This window comes from Streptomyces sp. NPDC001514 (assembly GCF_053597075.1).
Map to the genome: position 1 here is coordinate 73,948 of NZ_JBSFHO010000011.1, position 18,046 is coordinate 91,993.

General features: G+C 71.4%; 18 protein-coding genes and 1 pseudogene. 10 read left to right on the forward strand and 9 right to left on the reverse strand.

From position 1 onward, the window contains the following. Positions 1–62: 62 nt before the first annotated feature. Positions 63–1,037 (forward strand): hypothetical protein, encoded by a 975-nt coding sequence (locus tag ACWCXB_RS14295; protein WP_450722538.1) that lies wholly within the window; start codon positions 63–65, stop codon positions 1,035–1,037. 133 nt (positions 1,038–1,170) lie between these two features. Here the strand turns inward: ACWCXB_RS14295 and ACWCXB_RS14300 are convergent, their stop codons facing one another. After that, positions 1,171–1,404: an acyl-CoA carboxylase subunit epsilon gene (locus ACWCXB_RS14300; protein ID WP_450722540.1), complete on the reverse strand. Its 234-nt coding sequence runs from the start codon at positions 1,402–1,404 to the stop codon at positions 1,171–1,173. A gap of 7 nt (positions 1,405–1,411) precedes the next feature. Beyond that, complete coding sequence (locus tag ACWCXB_RS14305) at positions 1,412–2,614, reverse strand: cytochrome P450 (RefSeq protein WP_450722758.1); 1,203 nt, start codon at positions 2,612–2,614, stop codon at positions 1,412–1,414. Positions 2,615–3,078: 464 nt separating this feature from the next. On the opposite strand from ACWCXB_RS14305, the gene ACWCXB_RS14310 reads away from it, so the two are divergent. From ACWCXB_RS14310 to ACWCXB_RS14320, 3 genes are read left to right on the forward strand one after another with little or no spacing between them, the layout of a single operon-like run. Next, entirely contained in the window at positions 3,079–4,167 is a 1,089-nt protein-coding gene (locus tag ACWCXB_RS14310; protein ID WP_450722542.1) for a type III polyketide synthase, read from the forward strand. Positions 4,168–4,170: 3 nt separating this feature from the next. Beyond that, positions 4,171–5,394 carry a cytochrome P450 gene (locus ACWCXB_RS14315; RefSeq protein ID WP_450722544.1) on the forward strand — a complete coding sequence of 408 codons (1,224 nt, stop codon included), beginning with the start codon at positions 4,171–4,173 and terminating at the stop codon, positions 5,392–5,394. Continuing rightward, positions 5,388–5,954 carry a cupin domain-containing protein gene (locus ACWCXB_RS14320; protein ID WP_450722546.1) on the forward strand — a complete coding sequence of 189 codons (567 nt, stop codon included), beginning with the start codon at positions 5,388–5,390 and terminating at the stop codon, positions 5,952–5,954. The genes ACWCXB_RS14315 and ACWCXB_RS14320 overlap by 7 nt, the downstream gene beginning before the upstream one ends. Here the strand turns inward: ACWCXB_RS14320 and ACWCXB_RS14325 are convergent. Then, positions 5,929–6,183 (reverse strand): hypothetical protein, encoded by a 255-nt coding sequence (locus tag ACWCXB_RS14325; RefSeq protein ID WP_450722548.1) that lies wholly within the window; start codon positions 6,181–6,183, stop codon positions 5,929–5,931. The genes ACWCXB_RS14320 and ACWCXB_RS14325 overlap by 26 nt on opposite strands. 211 nt (positions 6,184–6,394) lie before the next feature. Here ACWCXB_RS14325 and ACWCXB_RS14330 point away from each other — a divergent pair, with 211 nt between their 5' ends. From ACWCXB_RS14330 to ACWCXB_RS14345, 4 genes and pseudogenes are all read left to right on the forward strand, one after another. Then, on the forward strand, positions 6,395–7,573 hold the full coding sequence (locus ACWCXB_RS14330) for a serine hydrolase domain-containing protein (RefSeq protein ID WP_450722550.1): 1,179 nt from the start codon (positions 6,395–6,397) through the stop codon (positions 7,571–7,573). Positions 7,574–7,673: 100 nt separating this feature from the next. Further along, positions 7,674–8,759 (forward strand): NAD(P)/FAD-dependent oxidoreductase, encoded by a 1,086-nt coding sequence (locus tag ACWCXB_RS14335; RefSeq protein WP_450722552.1) that lies wholly within the window; start codon positions 7,674–7,676, stop codon positions 8,757–8,759. 212 nt (positions 8,760–8,971) lie between these two features. Next, a pseudogene (locus ACWCXB_RS14340) lies at positions 8,972–9,307 on the forward strand (transposase); the annotation flags it as partial. A 125-nt stretch (positions 9,308–9,432) separates the two neighbouring features. Continuing rightward, positions 9,433–9,801 carry an SCO4225 family membrane protein gene (locus ACWCXB_RS14345; protein ID WP_450722554.1) on the forward strand — a complete coding sequence of 123 codons (369 nt, stop codon included), beginning with the start codon at positions 9,433–9,435 and terminating at the stop codon, positions 9,799–9,801. Positions 9,802–9,838: 37 nt separating this feature from the next. Here ACWCXB_RS14345 and ACWCXB_RS14350 read toward each other — a convergent pair whose 3' ends face one another. From ACWCXB_RS14350 to ACWCXB_RS14365, 4 genes are all read right to left on the reverse strand, one after another. Beyond that, complete coding sequence (locus ACWCXB_RS14350; RefSeq protein WP_450722556.1) at positions 9,839–11,380, reverse strand: N,N-dimethylformamidase beta subunit family domain-containing protein; 1,542 nt, start codon at positions 11,378–11,380, stop codon at positions 9,839–9,841. 133 nt (positions 11,381–11,513) lie between these two features. Beyond that, positions 11,514–11,636, reverse strand: coding sequence for a hypothetical protein (locus ACWCXB_RS14355; RefSeq protein WP_450722558.1), 123 nt, complete (start codon positions 11,634–11,636; stop codon positions 11,514–11,516). 237 nt (positions 11,637–11,873) lie between these two features. After that, a complete protein-coding gene (locus ACWCXB_RS14360; RefSeq protein WP_450722560.1) occupies positions 11,874–12,983 on the reverse strand; it encodes a sensor histidine kinase in 1,110 nt (369 codons plus the stop codon). Then, positions 12,976–13,731: a response regulator transcription factor gene (locus tag ACWCXB_RS14365; protein ID WP_450722562.1), complete on the reverse strand. Its 756-nt coding sequence runs from the start codon at positions 13,729–13,731 to the stop codon at positions 12,976–12,978. The genes ACWCXB_RS14360 and ACWCXB_RS14365 overlap by 8 nt, the downstream gene beginning before the upstream one ends. A 176-nt stretch (positions 13,732–13,907) precedes the next feature. On the opposite strand from ACWCXB_RS14365, the gene ACWCXB_RS14370 reads away from it, so the two are divergent. After that, positions 13,908–14,300 carry a VOC family protein gene (locus ACWCXB_RS14370; protein WP_450722564.1) on the forward strand — a complete coding sequence of 131 codons (393 nt, stop codon included), beginning with the start codon at positions 13,908–13,910 and terminating at the stop codon, positions 14,298–14,300. On the opposite strand, the gene ACWCXB_RS14375 is transcribed toward ACWCXB_RS14370, so the two are convergent. Next, positions 14,240–14,974 (reverse strand): helix-turn-helix domain-containing protein, encoded by a 735-nt coding sequence (locus ACWCXB_RS14375; RefSeq protein WP_450722566.1) that lies wholly within the window; start codon positions 14,972–14,974, stop codon positions 14,240–14,242. The two genes, ACWCXB_RS14370 and ACWCXB_RS14375, sit on opposite strands and share 61 nt — an antisense overlap. Before the next feature lie 142 nt (positions 14,975–15,116). Continuing rightward, on the reverse strand, positions 15,117–16,283 hold the full coding sequence (locus tag ACWCXB_RS14380; protein WP_450722568.1) for a YihY/virulence factor BrkB family protein: 1,167 nt from the start codon (positions 16,281–16,283) through the stop codon (positions 15,117–15,119). Between the two features lie 17 nt (positions 16,284–16,300). Here ACWCXB_RS14380 and ACWCXB_RS14385 point away from each other — a divergent pair, with 17 nt between their 5' ends. Next, positions 16,301–17,935: an acyl-CoA dehydrogenase family protein gene (locus tag ACWCXB_RS14385; RefSeq protein WP_450722570.1), complete on the forward strand. Its 1,635-nt coding sequence runs from the start codon at positions 16,301–16,303 to the stop codon at positions 17,933–17,935. Positions 17,936–18,046 lie beyond the last annotated feature (111 nt).

The following is an 18,046-nucleotide window of genomic DNA, read 5'->3' on the forward strand; positions in this document are numbered from 1 at the left end:
GCGGAGCGGGCGCGAGTCCCGGAGGGGGTGCGAGTCCCGGAGGGGGCCTGGCTCCGCGCGCAGTGCTCGTGCATCGCACCACCGAGTACGAGGAGTTGCTCGCCCGTCACGGCACCCACGGGCAGGCAGAGTTCTTCCTGTCCTCGCGCGGCCGCAGCATCCGGGAGGTCGCCGAGCGGCATCACCGCACCCGGCGGGCGCTCGCCGAGGTCGCGGCGGCCGTACCGCTGCGCTGGCGGCAGACACGGGTGGAGCGCGCCGATCTCGACCGCTTTCTCTTCGCTCCCGAGGACGTGGTGGTCGTCGTGGGGCAGGACGGGCTGGTCGCCAACACGGCGAAGTACCTTGCGGGCCGGCCCGTCGTCGGCATCGACACCGACCCCGGCCGCAATCCCGGTGTTCTCGTAAGGCACCGGGTCGCGGACACCGCCAAGCTGCTGCGGGCCGCCGTCGCCCGCGGCGGCGGCACCGTGGACGAGCTGACCATGGTGGAGGCCGTCGCCGACGACACCCAGCGCCTCGTCGCCCTCAACGAGATCTACGTCGGCCGGCCCGGCCACCAGACGTCCCGCTACCGGCTCGGCCTCGACCCGTCGAGCAGCCAGGGGCCTGTCCCGCCAGAACCGTTGGGACAGGCGGGACAGGCAGGACAGGCAGGACAGGCTCGACAGGGCCGCTCCACGGAGGCCCCGGACCGGGCCGAGGCCCAGGCGTCCTCGGGTGTCCTGGTCGGCACCGGGACCGGGGCGACCGGCTGGCTGCGGTCGCTCTGGCGGGAGCGGGGCGGCGGACAGCCCCTGCCCGCACCGGTCGACCCGCGCCTCGTCTGGTACGTACGCGAGGCATGGCCCTCGCCCGCCACCGGAACCTCCCTGGTCGAGGGCACGCTCACGAGCACGCAACGGCTCCGGCTCACGGTCGAGTCCGACCGGCTGGTCGCCTTCGGCGACGGAATGGAGTCCGACGCGCTGGAGCTGACCTGGGGCCAGACGGTCCGGCTCGGAGTGTCGGACACCTCGCTTCGGCTGCTCCTCTGATCCCGCGGGCCCGCCGGCCCGCCGGCCGGTCTGATCCGGCCGGCTCGTCCGAACCGGCCGTCCATGGCCTCGGCGGGGCAGGTCCTCAGCGGAACAGCTCCTCAGCGGAACAGGTCCTCAGCGGGGGAGGTCCTCAGCGGGCTCCGGGTTCGAACGCCACCAGCGTCCTGTCCCGCACCCGCCAGGACCCGCTGGGCTGGAAGCCACCAACCCAGGCCCGGTCCCAGTGAGCCCGTCGGGACCGGCACTCGGAGGCGGCCGCCTGGTCCTCCTCGCGCCGGGAGGCGATCACGGTGAGCACCGCCAGCAGGGCCGCCAGCTCGGTCTCGTCGGGGTTCCCGTGCACAATCCGCAGGTCGCATTCCACGGCGGCATCACCAGCTGACGGGAAGGGACTTGGGCCCGCGGATCAACGCGCCTTCCTCCCACTCGATCCGCTCGGGCGGCACCGCGAGGGCGAGCCGCGGGTAGCGGTCCAGGAGCGTCGCGAGCATGATCTCGGACTCCATGCGGGCCAGCATCGAACCGACGCAGTGGTGCGGCCCGAAGCCGAACGACAGGTGCGCGATGGGCCCACGGTCGAAGTCGAGCGTGTGCGGGTCGCCGAACACGGCCGGGTCCCGGTTCGCCGCGAGATACGAACAGTAGACCGCCTCGCCCGCCCTGATCCGTACGTCACCGATCACGAGGTCCTCGGTGGCGATGCGCGGCAGACCCACGCCGTTGCGGTGCGGGATGTAGCGCAGCAGCTCGTCGACGGCGTGCGGCAGCAGCTCCGGCACGGCGCGCAGCCGCGCGAGGTGCTCCGGATGGGTGAGGAGCGCGTACACCATGTTTGCGCTGTTGTTGCGCACGGCATGCGCGCCGCTCACCAGGATCGCCGTCGCCAGCGAGACCGCCTCGTCCTCGTTGATCTCACCGGCCCGGACCGCGGCCGCGAGGACTCCGGCCAGGTCGTCGCGAGGCTCGGTGTGCCGCCGGTCGATGAGCCCGACCACGACCTCATGGACCGTGTTCTTGGCCTCCTTGCTGCGGGAGGGGGACGGGCGCGGTGTCATGATCACGTTCGCCCAGGAGGTCATCTCCGAGCGCTCGTCCTCCGGCAGTCCCAGCAGATCGCTGACGACGGAGAGCGGGAAGGGCCCGTGCAGATGCTCCATGAGGTCCTCGGGGGACCCGCGCCGCTCCATGTCGTCCAGCAGGGCGTCCGCGGTGCGCTGGGCCATGGGTCGCAACCGCTGCATGCTCCTGCCCGTGAAGGCCCGGGCGACGACCCGGCGCAGCGTGTTGTGGTGCGGCGGGTCCGCGTAGTTGAGGGCGGCGTGCTTCGCGGCGATGGCGTGCGGCGAGCTGCTCGTCACCTCGCGCTCCGCGAGGGCCTTGCGGCTGAGCCGGGGGTCCGACGAGACCTGCTTGACGTCCTCGTAGCGCGTCACGAGCCAGGCGCTGCCCTCGCCGAACGGCAGCCGGATCCGGGCCACCGGCTCGTCGCGGAGGAGCGAGACCAGGAAGGGGTCGAATTCCAGGGCCGGGAAGTCCTCGAGGGTCCAGTCATGGACGGACCGCTCGTCGTGCACGTCGTCGGGTGCCTCGTACGAAGACGCGTATGACTCGTCGTGCGACTCGTCACGAGACACCTCACGTGACACGTCACGTGAGCGCCCGTCGTAAGCGCCCTCCCGCCGCGATCCGCCACCGGTCACGGGACAGCCGCCGGCTCCCGTCGATGTCCTCGGCCCGGCAAGGGTCCCGTGGCCGGGCCCGGCAAAGGTCCCGTGGCCGGGCCCGGGAACGGCCTCCGTCTCGGGTTCTGACGTCATCGGGTTCATCTCCCGGATTGTGCTCACGCACGATCACGGATCGTGCCTGGTGAGCGCTTACGGCCCCCTTCAGGAACCCATCCATTCCCGATCGGCGGTCCATCGGCGCGGCCGGGCCTTCTCATCACCCGTTCGGCGCAACGGGAAGCGCCTTCCCCGGCGCGCGCAACGGCCTCCCGTCGCAGATCCTTTGATGGAACGCGAGAGAAGGGCGGCATGTCATGGCCACTCTGTGCAAACCCGCGGTGTCCGTGCCCGAGCACGTCATCACCATGGAGCAGACCCTTGATCTGGCACGATCCGTTCACGCGGACCACCCGCAACTGGAGCTGGCGCTACGCCTGATCCGGAACACCGGGGTGGAGAAGCGGCACCTGCTGCGCCCCATCGAGGAAACGCTGCAGCACCCCGGCTTCGAGGAGCGCAACGCGGTCTACGAAGCAGAGGCCAAGGCGCGCGTGCCCGCCGTCATCGTCAGGGCGCTGGAGGACGCCGAGCTCCGCACCACGGACATAGACGTGATCATCTTCGTCTCGTGCACGGGCTTCATGATGCCGTCGCTCACCGCGTGGCTGATCAACACCATGGACTTCCGCACCGATGTCCGTCAGGTGCCGATCGCCCAGCTCGGATGCGCGGCGGGCGGTGCCGCGATCAATCGCGCGCACGACTTCTGCACCGCCTATCCCGAAGCGAACGCCCTCATAGTGGCCTGCGAGTTCTGCTCGCTCTGCTACCAGCCGACCGATGTGAACGTCGGCAATCTGCTCTCCAACGGCCTGTTCGGCGACGGCGTGGCGGCAGCGGTCGTCCGCGGGCGGGGCGGCCTCGGCGTCGATCTGGAGCGCAACGGCTCGTATCTCGTCCCGCACACCGAGGACTGGATCGCCTACGACGTCCGCGCCACCGGCTTCCACTTCAAGCTGGACAGGCGCGTGCCCGGCACGATGGAGCCGCTCGCTCCGGCCCTCAAGGAACTCGCAGCCGACCACGGCTGGGACGCCACGACGCTGGACTTCTACATCATCCACGCGGGCGGGCCGCGGATCCTGGACGACCTCAGCATGTTTCTCGGAGTGCCGCCCGAGGCCTTCCGCTTCAGCCGGGCCACGCTGACCGAGTACGGCAACATCGCGAGCGCCGTCGTCCTTGACGCCCTGCGCAGGCTGTTCGAAGAGGGCGGCACGGAGGACTCGGCATGCGGCATCCTCGCCGGTTTCGGGCCCGGCATCACCGCCGAGATGTCGCTGGGCCGCTGGTCCATACCCGACGGCCGCCGGCCCTCCGACGCGCTCGCGGAGAGGACCTGAACCATGCGGAGCGAGACGACGACGGCCAAGGCGACCGCCCGCCCACCCGTCCGCTTCTGGCCGGCCCAGGATCTTGCCGGCGTCGACTTCGACCCCGTGCTCGCCCAGTTGATGCGGGACGGTCCGATCTCCCGCGTCAGACTCCCCAACGGGAAGGGCTGGGCCTGGCTCGCGACCCGCTACGCCGATGTGCGGCTGGTGACGAACGATCCGCGCTTCAGCCGCAAGGCGGTCATGGAGCACGATGTCACGCGGCTCGCCCCGCACTTCATCCCGGCCGACGGGGCAGTCGGCTTCGAGGACCCGCCGGACCACACCCGGCTCCGCCGGGCCGTCGCGCCCGCGTTCACCACCCGTGCCGTCGAGCGGCTGCGCAGGCGGGCACAGGAGATGCTCGACGAACTCGTCGACGGTGTGCTGCGCGACGGACCGCCGGCCGACCTCACCGAGCGGATCCTCGCCCCGTTCCCGCTGGCGGTCGTCTGCGAGTTGATGGGCGTGCCTGCGCCCGACCGCCCGAGGATGCACGAGTGGACCGCGCTGATCCTCTCCTCCTCCCAGGGCGTGGAGCGCAGCGAGCGGGCGAAGACGGAGATGTGCGCGTACTTCGCCGAACTGCTGCGGCAGCGACGGGACACGGGCGGGGACGATGTGATCGGGCTGCTCGCGACAGCCGTCGCGGACGGCGAGGTCACGGAGCCGGAGGCGGTCGGCCTCGCGCTGCTCATCCAGATCGGTGGCGAGGCGGTCACCAACAACACCGGAAACATGGTCTACATACTCCTCACGCGACCCGAAGTGCAGGCCCGGCTGCGGGCCGAGCCGGCGCTGCGGGCCTCGGGCATCGACGAACTGCTGCGCTGGATCCCGCACCGCAACGCCGTCGGTCTCGGCCGGATCGCGAGGGAGGACGTGACCGTCTCGGGCCACGACATCAGGGCGGGCGAGGCCGTCCATGTCTCGTACCTGGCCGCGAACCGCGACCCCGACGTCTTCGCCGACCCGGACGAGATCGTGCTGGAGCGCAGCCCAAACCCCCATGTGGCGTTCGGATACGGCCCGCACTACTGCGTCGGCGGCCTGCTCGCCCGGCTCGAGACCGAACTGCTCGTCTCCACCGTGCTGGACCGCTTCCCCGAACTGCGCCTCGCCGTCCCCGACGAGGAGCTCCGCTGGCGGCCCGGAGCGCTGATCCGGGGTCCCGAGGGATTGCCGGTGACGTGGTGACCGCACAGATCGGCGCCCCGGACAGAGCCGTCCTCGCCGGGTCCCCCGAGGGCCTGGTCGTACCGAAAGGGCAGGGCAGGACGCTGCGCACGCCGGCCCAGGAAGTGACGTTCAAGGTCACCGGCGAGCACTCGCGCGTCTCGTCCAGCTTCGAGGTCGTGGTGCCGCCGGGCTTCGACGTCGGCGCCCATGTGCACACGCGCAGCGAGGAGCTCTTCTACGTGCTCGAAGGCGAGCTCGACATCCTCGCCTTCGAGCCGCGCGTACGGACCCGCGACGACTGGCGGCACTGGGAGTCCGCCACGGGCCGCCGCGTGGTCCGGGCATGCCCGGGCACGGTCCTCGTCGTCCCCCCGGGCTGCCCGCACGCCTTCGCCAACCGCAGCGGCGAACCGGCCAGGATGTTCTTCCAGTCGTCCCCGCCCCCGGATCACGAACGCTACTTCGAGGAACTCGTCGAGATCCTCGAGGCGGGCGGCCCGCCCGACCATGCGGCGATCGCGGAACTGCGGGCCCGCTACGACATCGAGCAGCTCACGCCCCTGCGCCACGACGCGTGACGCCGCCGGTGTGAAGCTCCGTCACCAGGTCGAAGAGCTCCGCCTCGTTGCCCGCGAGGCCCGCAGCCGCGAGAGCCTGGTCGGCTTCCGCCATGGGGGCGGTGAGGACGACGGGTGGCGGGGCGGAGCCGGGAGGCGCGGCCAGGGAGGCGCGGACGGCGCCGAGCAGGCGCAGATAGGCCTGGGCGGCGGCTCGTTCGCGGTACGTCATCAGGGCGGTGACACTCATCGGTCGGCCTTCCTCTCATGTGAATACGCCGGGGCACCGTCCACCCTGCCCCATGGCACTGACAACGGCCCTTCGGTGCGGAGCCCTTGCTGTCGGGGCCCTTGCCGTCAGGGCCCGCCCTTGCTATCGGGGCCCTTGTTGCACGGACCTTCACGACGGTCCGACCAGTCGGTATGTTCTAGGCATCGCCGGACGTACGTACGGAGGAGCCATGGACCGACCAGTTGTTCCACTGATCGAGGGTCACTGCGACGAGCGGTTCTCCGCGGTGCGCGCCGCGTTCGAGGAGAACTTCCGCGAGCGCGGCGAACTGGGCGCCGCGGTCACCGTCATGGCCGGCGGTGAGACCGTCGTCGACCTGTGGGGCGGCTGGGCGGACGGGGCACGGACCAGGCCCTGGGAGCGGGACACCGTGGTCAATGTGTGGTCGACGACCAAGGGCCCGACCGCGCTGTGCGCGCACATCCTCGCCGACCGCGGACTGCTCGACCTGGACGCCCCGGTGGCCTCGTACTGGCCGGAGTTCGCCGCGGCGGGCAAGGAGGCCGTTCTCGTACGGCATCTCCTCTCGCACCGTGCTGGCCTGGCCGGGTTGCGCGAGCCGCATTCGCTCGCCGAGCTGTACGACTGGGAACTGACCACCTCCAGGCTGGCCGCGACGGAGCCGTGGTGGGAGCCCGGCACGCGGTCCGGGTACCACGCGATGACGTACGGCTTCCTGGTCGGCGAAGTGGTGCGGCGCATCACGGGACTGCTCCCCGGCGAGTTCCTGCACCAGGAGGTGACCGGACGGTACGGCATCGACTTCACGATCGGCCTCCCGGAGAAGGAGGCGGAGCGCGCCGCCGAGCTGGCGCATCCCCCGGCCGCCGGCGACAGCGAACAGGCGGCGGTCTTCGCCCAGTTGGCGCCCGCCGCGCTGGCGGCGCTGATCAACCCCGGTGTGGGCGCGGCGGAAGCGAACACGCCGCAGTGGCGGGCCGCCGAGATCCCGGCCGCCAACGGGCACGGTACGGCCCGCGCGGTCGCCGCGCTGTACGGGATCTTCGCCTCGGGCGGTCTCATCGGTGAGCACCGGGTGCTCTCCCCCGAGGCCGCGGAGCGGGTCCGGGAGGGCCAGGGCGCGTGCCGGGACCTCGTCCTCGGGGCGGGCTTCGCGCACGACACCGAGGTGGCCCTCGGTCTGTGGCTGAGCGGCCCGAACCGCTCGTACGGTCCCAATCCGCGCGCGTTCGGCCACGACGGCTACGGCGGCTCCTGCGGCCTCGCGGACCCGGAGGCGGGCGGGTCGGGCCTGTCGATGGGATACGTCATGAACCGCATGGGGCCGCACATCGCCGACGATCCGCGCAAGATGGCGTTGATCGAGGCCGTGTACGGCGCGCTCTGACGCGCTCTGAACGCCCTGACGCACCTCTTGCCGTTTCGGCAATAACATTTGCCGGACTCCGGGGCACGGCAGCACTGTCTCCGTGAAGGAGGTGCGTCACATGACAGTGCAGTCAGTGCAATCGGACCAACCGGAGCAGCCGGAGCAGCCGGAGCAGCCGGAGCAACCAGGCCGGATCCATGACGTCGTGGTCGTCGGTGGCGGAGCTGCCGGACTGAGCGGTGCGCTGGCCCTGGCCCGCGCCCGCCGCTCCGTCCTGGTGATCGACGCGGGCAGTCCGCGCAACGCCCCGGCCTCGCACTCCCACAACTATCTGACCCGCGACGGAGCTCCGCCGCTGTCGCTTCTGACCGCGGGCCGCGAGGAGGTGACCGGCTACGGCGGCGAGATCGTGACCGGCAGCGTCGTCACGGCCGAGCGCATCGAGGGCGGGCGCTTCCGTGTCGTACGGGAGGACGGGCGGACGCACCTGGCCCGCCGACTCCTGGTGACGAGCGGCCTGGTCGACGAGCTGCCCGAGGTGCCCGGTCTGGCCGAGCTGTGGGGGCAGGACGTCCTGCACTGCCCGTACTGCCACGGCTGGGAGGTCCGCGACCAGGCGATCGGCGTCCTGGCCACCGGCCCCGCGGGGGTGCAGCAGGCGCTGCTGTGGCGGCAGTGGAGCGACCGCATCACCCTCTTCCTGCACACCGCGCCCGAACCCGGCAACGAGGAGTACGAGCAGCTGGCTGCCCGCGGCATCTCGGTGGTCAGCGGCGAGGTGACCGGCCTGGACCTGACCGATGCACGGCTGAGCGGCGTGGTGCTGGCCGACGGCCGGCCGATCCCCACGCAGGCCCTGGTGGTGGCCCCGCGCTTCACCGCGCGCGCCGGTATGCTGCGCGGCCTCGGGTTGCGGACCACGGAGCTGGAGATGTTCGGACAGGTGGTGGGCAGCCACATCACCGCCGACGCGACCGGCGCCACCGAGGTCCCCGGCGTTTGGGTGGCCGGCAATGTCACCAACCTGACCGACACGCTCGTCGGCGCCGCGGCGGCGGGTGTCCGCGCGGCTGCGGCGATCAACGCCGACCTGATCGCCGAGGAGACCCGGCACGCCGTCGCCGCCCGCCGCGAGGTGTTCTCCCCGCAGCTGGAACGGGAGGTCTGCGAGCGCGTCCTCGGCGACCGGCGCCACGGCCTGTGACGGCGGGCGCTGCCCCGGGCCGTACTGCCTCCCCACCGTTCGGCCCCACCAGCCCGGACCCCGGGAGCCCGCGTACGGGGCTCCCGGGGCGAAGGGCCTACTCCTGGTGCGGGGCGGCGGTTCGCGTGGCAGTGGCCGTCCGGCCGGGGGTCGTCGGACCGTGGGCCACGGCCTCGGGCGGCAAGGCCGGGCCGTGAAGTCGGCCGGGGGACCGGATCATCAACCACCTCGGCCCGCTACTCGCGCTCCGGCCACGGAAGCGGTTCCGCAAGGACACGGTCCTCATCGTCGACGGCACCCTCGTGCCCACCCGCGACCACTCGGTGGCCGAGCAATCGAAGAACTACCGCTGTTCCATGGCACATCAGGTGGTCATCGATGCCGATACCCGCCTGGCCGTCGTGGTCGGCCGACCCGTGCCGGGCAACCGGCAAGACTCCCGCGGCTGGGAGGAATCCGGAGCCAAGTCTGCCGTCGGCAAGACGTTGACCATTGCCGACGGCGGCTACCCAGGCACCGGACAGGTAGCTGTACTCAGGCGCGGGCGGCCGTGCGGACCCATGATGGTGATCACCGCGAGCGGCCGAGCGGGGCCTGCCCCACGGAGACGGCAACCTGCCGGGCGCGGACGGCTGTCGGGCACGAACGCCCGCCGATATTCACGAGGAGAAGCATGCATTCCGGAGCTCGGCCACTGCGCACACTCGCGCGCCTTACGTTCGGCAACTGGCTCTCGGGTGTCTACCTCGGTCTCGCCCTCTTTCTGCTGCTGATCGGCGCTGGAGACAACGGCAGCCAGGCAGCAGGGCTGTTCGCCCTGCTGCTCGCCGTGCCGACAGGCGCTGTTCTGCTTTCAGTTGTCGACTCCCTGGGCGCCTGGGCAGAGACCGACGCAACCATGTGGTTCATCCTCCTGTTCTCGTACATCTTCCAGGCGTTCCTGCTGGGACTGCTCGTGCGCGCGGCCCGCCGAGGCTCGAAATGCTCCAGCCGGCATCTCCCGAAACCGCAGCAGCCTGCCCGCCCCGACACCGGCGAGTAGAGCGCGACCCCGGGCGCGGCGGTTGCCGTCGTCGACCTCATTCGGCGGAGCGGTTGGGCTGTGCCAGCAGGCGGGTGACCAGATTCTTGGTCGCCTGCCGTATCCGCGTGTTCAGATGGTCCGGGTCGTCCAGGGCCAGTGCCCAGTGGAAGGTGCCCGCGACGAAGATCATGCCCCCGCTGGGGTACTCGGTCAGCGCGGTGTGCTGGACCTTCGCAGTCCTGACGGCGCGCGGGTCGTGGTACGGCGACTCGGCCAGCAGGGTCCGTCGGGCGCCGGGCGGGCTGGGGGCCGCCGGGTCGAAGGCGTCCGCTTCCACGCCGACCATCCCCGGCAGCGTGTCGCCGCAATGGAGCCCGGTTCCCGCCCATAGCCAGTGGCCGCTCTCCTTGACGACCATCGGTGCGGGCTTGTGCACGAGGCCGTTGAATTGGATGCCGAGCAGGCCCTGCTCGGCGTATCGGCCGTCCGGGCTGATGTCCCGCCAGCGGGAGGTGCGCAACAACGGGGGGGCCGCAGGGTCGTTGGCTGATTTGTAGCAGGTCATGACCCGATTCACCCGGCCGTCGGCGGACTTTTCCATCCGGACGTGGTAGTAAACGTTGTTCGCTGCGAGGAACGCGAGATGCTTGCCGGCCCCGACGGTCCGCTCGGCGGCATCGCGCATCGGCTTGGACCAGTATTCTTCGTGGCCCGGAAAGAAGATTGCCCGGTACTTGGTCGTGTCCACCGTCCCGTCGTGCAGATCGATATTGCTGGCATAGGTCACATCATGTCCGGCCCGCTCGGCCCAGCGGATGAAGCTCGTATCCATCGAGAACCAACTCGGAACGCCGGCGTCCGAATAGGGCCGATCGAAGGAGACCTTGTACGCCCGCTCGTCGGCGCCGCCGAGATTTCCGTTGTCCTGGTATCCGCGGTAGAGGTTCTTTCCGGTCCGACCGTTCTTGGGCCAGATGTTGTACGCCTGGTACGTGGCGAAGGGCAGCACCACCAAGATGTCGGACGCCCGCTCGGGCGCCGCCCGTACCACGAATGGCGTGCTGCTGCGATATCCGTCATCGGCGGTGAACACGGCCTGGTAAAGCCCGGACATCCAGCCCGCGGGGATACGCAGCCTCCACGAGACGGGCCAGGCGCAGGCGATGGTCCCGGTCTTCGGATCGGACATGGGCACGGGGTGGTACCTGCCCTGGAGGCTTTCGCTGGTCGCGTGCAGCCGGGCGCCCTTGCCGCCGTAATCACCTATTCGGAATACGGTGACCCGGAAATTCTGCGGACGGCGTACGGACACATGGAAGTCGATGACGCCGCCGTGTCCCACTGAGGTGGCGGACGCATACCCCATGATGTTGCCCTGCCGATCGCTGGAAGCCATGGGGATGTCCGGGCGGGATATCCAATCCTTGGACCCTGCAAGGCGGTTCTCCTCGGCTATGGAGTGCGAAGGAGTCAGGACCACCGGCTCGACCGGGCGAGGTACAACGGAGAACCCGGCCTCCTTCACGCCGGGTGCCGGACGGCTGCGGAAGGCGTTGGCCGCCATTCCCAATGCTCCTGCCCCGATCAGCCCCAGCACGGCACGGCGTGGCGGCTTCGACACTCCTACCTCCAGAGAGTTCACAAACGTATGCGGACATCTCCTGTGACCCCGCCTTGATTGAGTTCACGGCACGCGCTCGGGCTGTCTCTCGGCACGAAATTACGGGCATTCATGAACTGGGGCCACCGGATGGCTCGGTGGCGTCGACGGCGAGCGTGGGTCGGGCGGGAGTATTGGTGCTCCCTGAAATCTGCTCGTCGTGGTGGCCGACGGCGAGCAGACGGACGGGCATCAGGACTTCCCTGCCCGGGGCTCTTCGGGGCATGGCTCTGTTGGGCTGCTCGACGTGCTCGGTTCGTCCTTCGCGTGGTGGCTCCGGATGAGCGGCGACCGAGCTCGCAACGACGTCGTGGCGTCCTCCACGACGACGAGACCAGCGCAACGTCTACGGGTCCCTCACCCGGTCGCCGACTCCGCCGGCCTTCGTGTCACCCGGTTGCACGACGCCCGTACGGCTGCGCAACGCTTCTCAGCGCGCCGCGGGGAGCGTCACCTCGAAGCGGCAGCCACCCGTCACATTGCGCACATCGGCGCGCCCTTCATGCGCCTCGACGATGCCCCGGACGATCGCAAGGCCGAGCCCCGCCCCCGCCGGAGGGGTCCTGGCCTGGCTGCCGCGCCAGCCGGTGTCGAAGACCCTGGGCAGATCCTCCTCCGGGATACCGCCGCAGCCGTCGGTCACCGACAGCACGACGGAGTCTTCGCGGCGCTCGGCGGCGACCGCGACCGTTCCGTCGGCCGGGGTCCGGCGGATCGCGTTGACCAGCAGATTGGCCAGTACGCGCGTCATCTCCTTGCCGTCCACCTCGACGGGCACGGGCTCCACCCGGTCCCCCACGAGCCGCACCCCGTGCTCGCGCGCGAGCGGGTCGGCGCCCGCGAGAGCCTCGCCGACGAGGTCGTACACGGACATCCGCGTGGGCGTGAGCGCGAGCGCCCCGGCGTGGATGCGGGAGAGCTCGAAGAGGTCACCGACCATTCCGTTGAGCCGCTCGACCTCGGTGCGGATCTGTTTGAAGTACCGCTCGGGGTCCTGCACGACCCCGTCCTCCAGCGCCTCGGACATCGCGCGCAGCCCGGCGAGCGGGGTGCGCAGATCGTGCGAGATCCAGGCGACGAGCTCCCTTCGGGAGGTCTCCAGCGCCCGCTCCCGCTCCCGCGACACGGCCAGCTTGGCGCTGGTCGCCTCGAGCTCCTTGCTCAGCTCGGCGAGCTCGGCCGTCGCCGCGCTGCCGGGTGCGGCAAAGCTCCCCGCCTCGCCGAACGTACGGGCCGCGAGGGCCAGTTCCCGGCTCCGTGCCACTACCCAGCGGCCGAGCAGCAGCGCGGTCGCGAGAGACACCACGGCGGCCATCGCGACGACCGTCGTGACCACGGTGAGGTCGTGCGTGGACAGGAACATCGCCCGGGCGACCGCGAGGGTTCCGGCCAGCATCGCGAGCACGGTCACCGAGGCGACGACGGTCAGTGACACGGCGACCGACCGGTGCCGCAGCAGGCGCAGGACGAGGGCGCCGAGCAGTCCGGCCGCGGCCGCGCCAAGAAACGCGAACAGAGCGATGAGGAAGAAGTCACGCACGCGGACCGTCCCCTTCCGTGCCGCCGCCGAACCCGGCCCCACCAGGGCGCTGATCGCCGCTCGGTACGTCGAAGCGGTATCCGACGCCCCACACCGTCTGGATGAGCCGTGGCCGGGCCGGATCGTCCTCGATCTTGCCGCGCAGCCGCCGGACATGCACGGTGACCGTTGACAGATCACCGAACTCCCAGCCCCACACCTCGTGCATCAGCCGCTCCCGGCCGATCGCCTGCCCGGGGTGGCGCATCAGATGGGCGAGGAGGTCGAACTCCCGTAGCGTCAGGGCCAGTTCCTGCCCGTCCTTGAGCGCGCGGCGGGCGGCCGGGTCCAGGGTGATGCCCGCGCTGCTGAGCACCGCGCCGCTGCCGGGCTGTCCGGCGGCGGCCGCCCCGCTGCGGCGCAGCACGGACTCGACCCGCAGCACCAGCTCGCGCGGGCTGAACGGCTTGGTGACGTAGTCGTCCGCGCCGATCTCGAGCCCCAGGATCCGGTCGTCCTCGTCACCGCGCGCGGTGAGCATGATCACCGGCACCGCGCCCTGGCCGCGGAGTCGGCGGCAGACTTCCAGACCGTCCATGCCGGGGAGCATCAGATCCAGGACGACCAGGTCCGGCCGGCGCTCCCCCGCCGCCCGCAGGGCCTGGGGCCCGTCGGCCGCACGCTGCACGGCGAAACCCGCGCGCTCGAGATAGCCGGTGACGACTTCGGCGACGGTCGGATCGTCGTCGACGACGAGGATGTTCTGCATGGGCCCAGTGTCGTCCGCTGCGCCCTGCGACGACGCACCGGGCCGCTTACGAAACCGTGACGGCGTACGGCTCCCGCTCGGCCCACAACGTGACGGCGTCCGGTGCGGTCACGTCCGGTGCGATCACGTCCGATTCGTACAAGACCGGCCTCCGGAGCCGTTCCTACGGTGAGGGCATGACTCCACGACTCGATGCCGTCGGCCTGGTCGTCGCCGACATGGCCGCCTCCCTCGCCTTCTACCGCCACCTCGGCCTGGACGTTCCCGCCGAGGCCGACTCCGCGCCGCACGCCGAGGCGACGCTGCCCAGCGGGCTGCGCGTGCTCTGGGACACCGAGGAGACCGTCAGGTCCTTCGATCCCGGCTGGACGCGGCCCGAGGGCGGGGACCGCGTCGGGCTCGCCTTCCTCTGCGACAGCCCGGCTGAGGTGGACAGGTTGTACGAAGACCTCGTCGCGGCGGGCCATCGTGGCCACCTCAAGCCCTGGGACGCCTTCTGGGGGCAGCGCTACGCGATCGTGCTCGACCCGGACGGCTCCGGCGTCGCGCTGTTCGCCAACGCGGCATAGGCGCCGAGAGTGAGCCCGGCCAGATCCCGCATCTCCCGCGCGAGGTGTGCCTGGTCGGCGCAGCCGGCGGCGAGCGCGGCCTCCGCATAGGGCACTCCGGCCCGTACGTGCCCCAGCGCCCGCTGCAGCCGCAGCACCCGGGCGAGCGTCTTGGGTCCGTACCCGAAGGCGTCCAGTGACCTGCGGTGCAGCTGACGCGCGCCCAGCCCCACGGCCTCGGCCGTCGCCGCGACACTCCGCCCTGCGTTCAACTCCTCGGCGACGGCACGCAGCAGCGGGTCTGGCGGTGGCCTGTCCGCGGCGTGCCGCAGCGCGAGGGCCTCCAGCTCGGTCACCGGGTCCGGCGCGTCCGTGATGCGTTCGGCCAGCCGCCGCACCTCGTGCGCGGGCCAGAGGTCCGCGAGGTCGACGCGCAGGTCGCGCAGCTCATGCGCCGGTACTCCGAAGAAGGCGGGCGCGGCGCCGGGCGCGAAGCGCCCGCCCGCGTACCGGACGGCCGGGCCGTCGGCCGGAGTGTGTGCGTGGGTGTCGGGCCCGGCGACGAGCAGCCGCCCCTCGGTCCACAGCAGGTCCATGCACCCGTCGGGCAGCACGGGCATGACCGGCCCCTGGCCGGACTCCGAGCGGCTCCAGACGACGGCTCCGTCGAGCCGCGACGGCCTCTCCGCATACACGCTTCCGAGGCTAGGGCCTGTCTTCCGGATCAGGCCGGACCCGGCTCGATCCGGCTCGATCCGGTCCGGCCCAGTCCGGCCCGGTCCGGTCCGGCCTGATCCCGCCCGACCCGGCCCGGCCCGGCCCAGCGCCGCCGGTCGGCTATGCCTTGTCCCGGTTATCCCGGTTATCGCGGCTGTCCCGGCTGTCCCGCCCGGTGTGCAGCCGGGACCTCACGTCGTCCGGGGGCAGGAACCTGGACCAGCGCTCGGGGAACTCCGACGGCATGTCCCCGCCGTCCTCGCCCTCGTCCGCGTCCTCGCTCTCCCCCGCGGCCGCCCGGGCGCGCGCCACCAGCTCGGCGGCGTGGGCGGCGCGGACGCGCTCGTTGGCGGCGCGGGCCGCGGCCGTGGCGACGGACGGCCAGACGCGGTCGATGGCGGCGTTGACCGCGGCGCCGACCAGGACCGCGAAGGCGGAGATGCCGATCCACAGCAGTACGGCGATGGGCGCGGCGAGCGAGCCGTAGATGGTGGGGCCCTCGACGGTGCTGGTGAGGTAGATCCGCAGCAGGAAGCTGCCGAGCACCCACATCGCGAGGGCGACGAGCGCGCCCGGGATGTCCTCGGCCCACGGCGAGCGGACCGGCACGGACACGTGGTAGAGCGTGGTGAGGAAGGCGATGGAGAGCAGGATCACCACCGGCCAGTAAAGGACGCTCACGACTTCCGTGCCGAACGGGACGAGTTCGACGAGGCGGTCGGGGCCCACGACCGCCAGCGGCAGCACGACCGCGCCGATCAGCAGCGCGATGATGTAGAGCAGGAAGGCCAGCAGCCGGGTGGCGACGATGCCGCGCTGGCCGTCGAGCCCGTACATCACGGTGATCGTGTCGATGAAGACGTTCACGGCCCGCGATCCGGACCACAGGGCGATCGCGAAGCCGAGCGAGATGACGTCGGGCCTGCCGCCGCGGGTGACGTCCTCCAGCAGGGGTTTGGCGACCTCGTTGACGCCGCGGTCGGACAGCACCGTGCCGGCGGCGCCGAGGATGTTCTCCTGGATGGAGGCGACGGTGGTGGTGCTCGTCCAGTCGTCGACGTATCCGAGGAGTCCCAGCACGCCCAGCATCAGCGGCGGCAGGGACAGCAGAGTGAAAAATGCCGCCTCCGCCGCGAGTCCGAGGATCCGGTACTCGATGCAGGAATTGACGGTGTCCTTCAGCAGCAGCCAGGCGAGCTTCCGCTTCGAGACGTTGCGGTAGAGGACCCGGACCCGGTGGAGACGGCCGGAGGGGGGCCGCTCGGGTGTTTCATTTGCTGCCTGCACCTCCTTACCGTATCGGCATGGCGACCAGCACCCACACAGTGACCAACCAGGCTCCGCCCCTGGTGGGGTACGACGTCTTCGCGGCGGACCGGGCGCTCGCCGAGGCGGTGGAGCGGCACCTCCCGCCCGCACTCCTCGGCCCCGCGCGTCAGGAGCTCTCGGAACTGGGCCGCACCGCGGGCTCGGCCCAGGCCCAGCAGTGGGGGGCGCAGGCCAATGAGAATCCCCCGGTTCTCCGCACGCACGACCGGTACGGCCACCGGATCGACGAGGTGGACTTCCATCCGGCCTGGGACCGGCTGCTGGGCAAGGCGGTCACATCCGGGCTGACGAACGCCTGGGGCCGGCCCGGCGGGCATGTGCGGCGCGGGGCCGGCTTCCTCGTGTGGTCGCAGGTGGAGGCGGGGCACGGCTGCCCGGTGTCGATGACGCACGCGGCGGTGCCCGCGCTGCGCACGGACCCGGCGCTCGCGGACGAGTGGGAGCCCCTGCTCACCTCCCAGGTGTACGAGCAGGGGCTGCGGCCGGCGGCACAGAAGGCCGGTGTCCTGTTCGGGATGGGCATGACGGAGAAGCAGGGCGGCAGCGACGTACGGGCGAACACGACCCGCGCGGTGCCGCTGGCCGCGGCCGGGGAGTACGAGCTGACTGGGCACAAGTGGTTCTGCTCGGCGCCGATGAGCGACGGGTTCCTGGTGCTCGCGCAGGCTCCCGAGGGTCTGACGTGCTTCCTGGTGCCGCGGGTGCTGGACGACGGCACACGGAACGTCTTCGCGATCCAGCGGCTCAAGGACAAGCTGGGCAACCGGTCGAACGCATCGAGCGAGGTCGAGTTCGACGGCACCTGGGCGCGCCGGGTCGGCGACGAGGGGCGCGGGGTGCGCACCATCATCGAGATGGTGGCGGCGACCCGGCTCGACTGTGTGCTCGGCTCCGCGGCGCTGATGCGCCAGGCCGTCGCCCAGGCGGTCCACCATGCCGCGCACCGCAGCGCGTTCGGCGGTCTGCTCATCGACAAGCCGCTGATGCGGAACGTACTGGCCGATCTGGCGCTGGAGTCGGAGGCGGCGACGGTGCTGGCGATGCGGCTGGCCGCGGCGTACGACTCCGACGGCGAGGCCGACCGGGCGCTGCTGCGGCTCGCGGTGCCCGCGGCCAAGTACTGGGTCACCAAGCGGTGCACGCCGCTGACCGCCGAGGCCCTGGAGTGCCTGGGCGGGAACGGCTACGTCGAGGAGTCCGGGATGCCCCGGCTGCTGCGGGAGTCGCCGCTCAACTCGATCTGGGAGGGGTCGGGCAACGTACAGGCCCTGGATGTACTGCGGGCGCTGCAGCGGGAGCCGGGCGCCCTGGACGCGTTCCTGCGGGAGGTCGGTCAGGCCCGGGGCGCCGACCACCGGCTGGACGGCGCGATCAAGGCGATGCTGACCGAGCTGGCCGATCTGGAGACCGTGGAGGTACGGGCGCGGCGGCTGGTCGAGCGGATGGCGTTGGTGCTGCAGGGGTCGCTGCTGGTGCGCTGGGCGCCGCCCGAGGTCGCGGACGCCTTCTGTGCCTCGCGGCTGGGCGGGGACTGGGGGGCGGCGTTCGGGACGCTGCCGCACGGGCTCGACCTGGCGGCGGTGGTGGAGCGGGCACGCGTCGAGGTGTGAGCGCCGGCTGCGGGCGTCCCGGGGTGACGAAACAGACCCGGGGTGATGGAACAGCCCCGGGCTGACGGAACAGCCCCGGAGTGACGAAAGAGCCGAGGGTGGTGCTGCGCC

Coding starts and splice junctions, on each gene's coding strand:
- ACWCXB_RS14345 (WP_450722554.1), top strand. CDS start 9,433: ATGCATTCCGGAGCTCGGCCACTGCGCACACTCGCGCGCCTTACGTTC.
- ACWCXB_RS14370 (WP_450722564.1), top strand. CDS start 13,908: ATGACTCCACGACTCGATGCCGTCGGCCTGGTCGTCGCCGACATGGCC.
- ACWCXB_RS14365 (WP_450722562.1), bottom strand. CDS start 13,731: ATGCAGAACATCCTCGTCGTCGACGACGATCCGACCGTCGCCGAAGTC.
- ACWCXB_RS14310 (WP_450722542.1), top strand. CDS start 3,079: ATGGCCACTCTGTGCAAACCCGCGGTGTCCGTGCCCGAGCACGTCATC.
- ACWCXB_RS14335 (WP_450722552.1), top strand. CDS start 7,674: ATGACAGTGCAGTCAGTGCAATCGGACCAACCGGAGCAGCCGGAGCAG.
- ACWCXB_RS14315 (WP_450722544.1), top strand. CDS start 4,171: ATGCGGAGCGAGACGACGACGGCCAAGGCGACCGCCCGCCCACCCGTC.
- ACWCXB_RS14325 (WP_450722548.1), bottom strand. CDS start 6,183: ATGAGTGTCACCGCCCTGATGACGTACCGCGAACGAGCCGCCGCCCAG.
- ACWCXB_RS14330 (WP_450722550.1), top strand. CDS start 6,395: ATGGACCGACCAGTTGTTCCACTGATCGAGGGTCACTGCGACGAGCGG.
- ACWCXB_RS14385 (WP_450722570.1), top strand. CDS start 16,301: ATGGCGACCAGCACCCACACAGTGACCAACCAGGCTCCGCCCCTGGTG.
- ACWCXB_RS14355 (WP_450722558.1), bottom strand. CDS start 11,636: ATGCCCGTCCGTCTGCTCGCCGTCGGCCACCACGACGAGCAGATTTCA.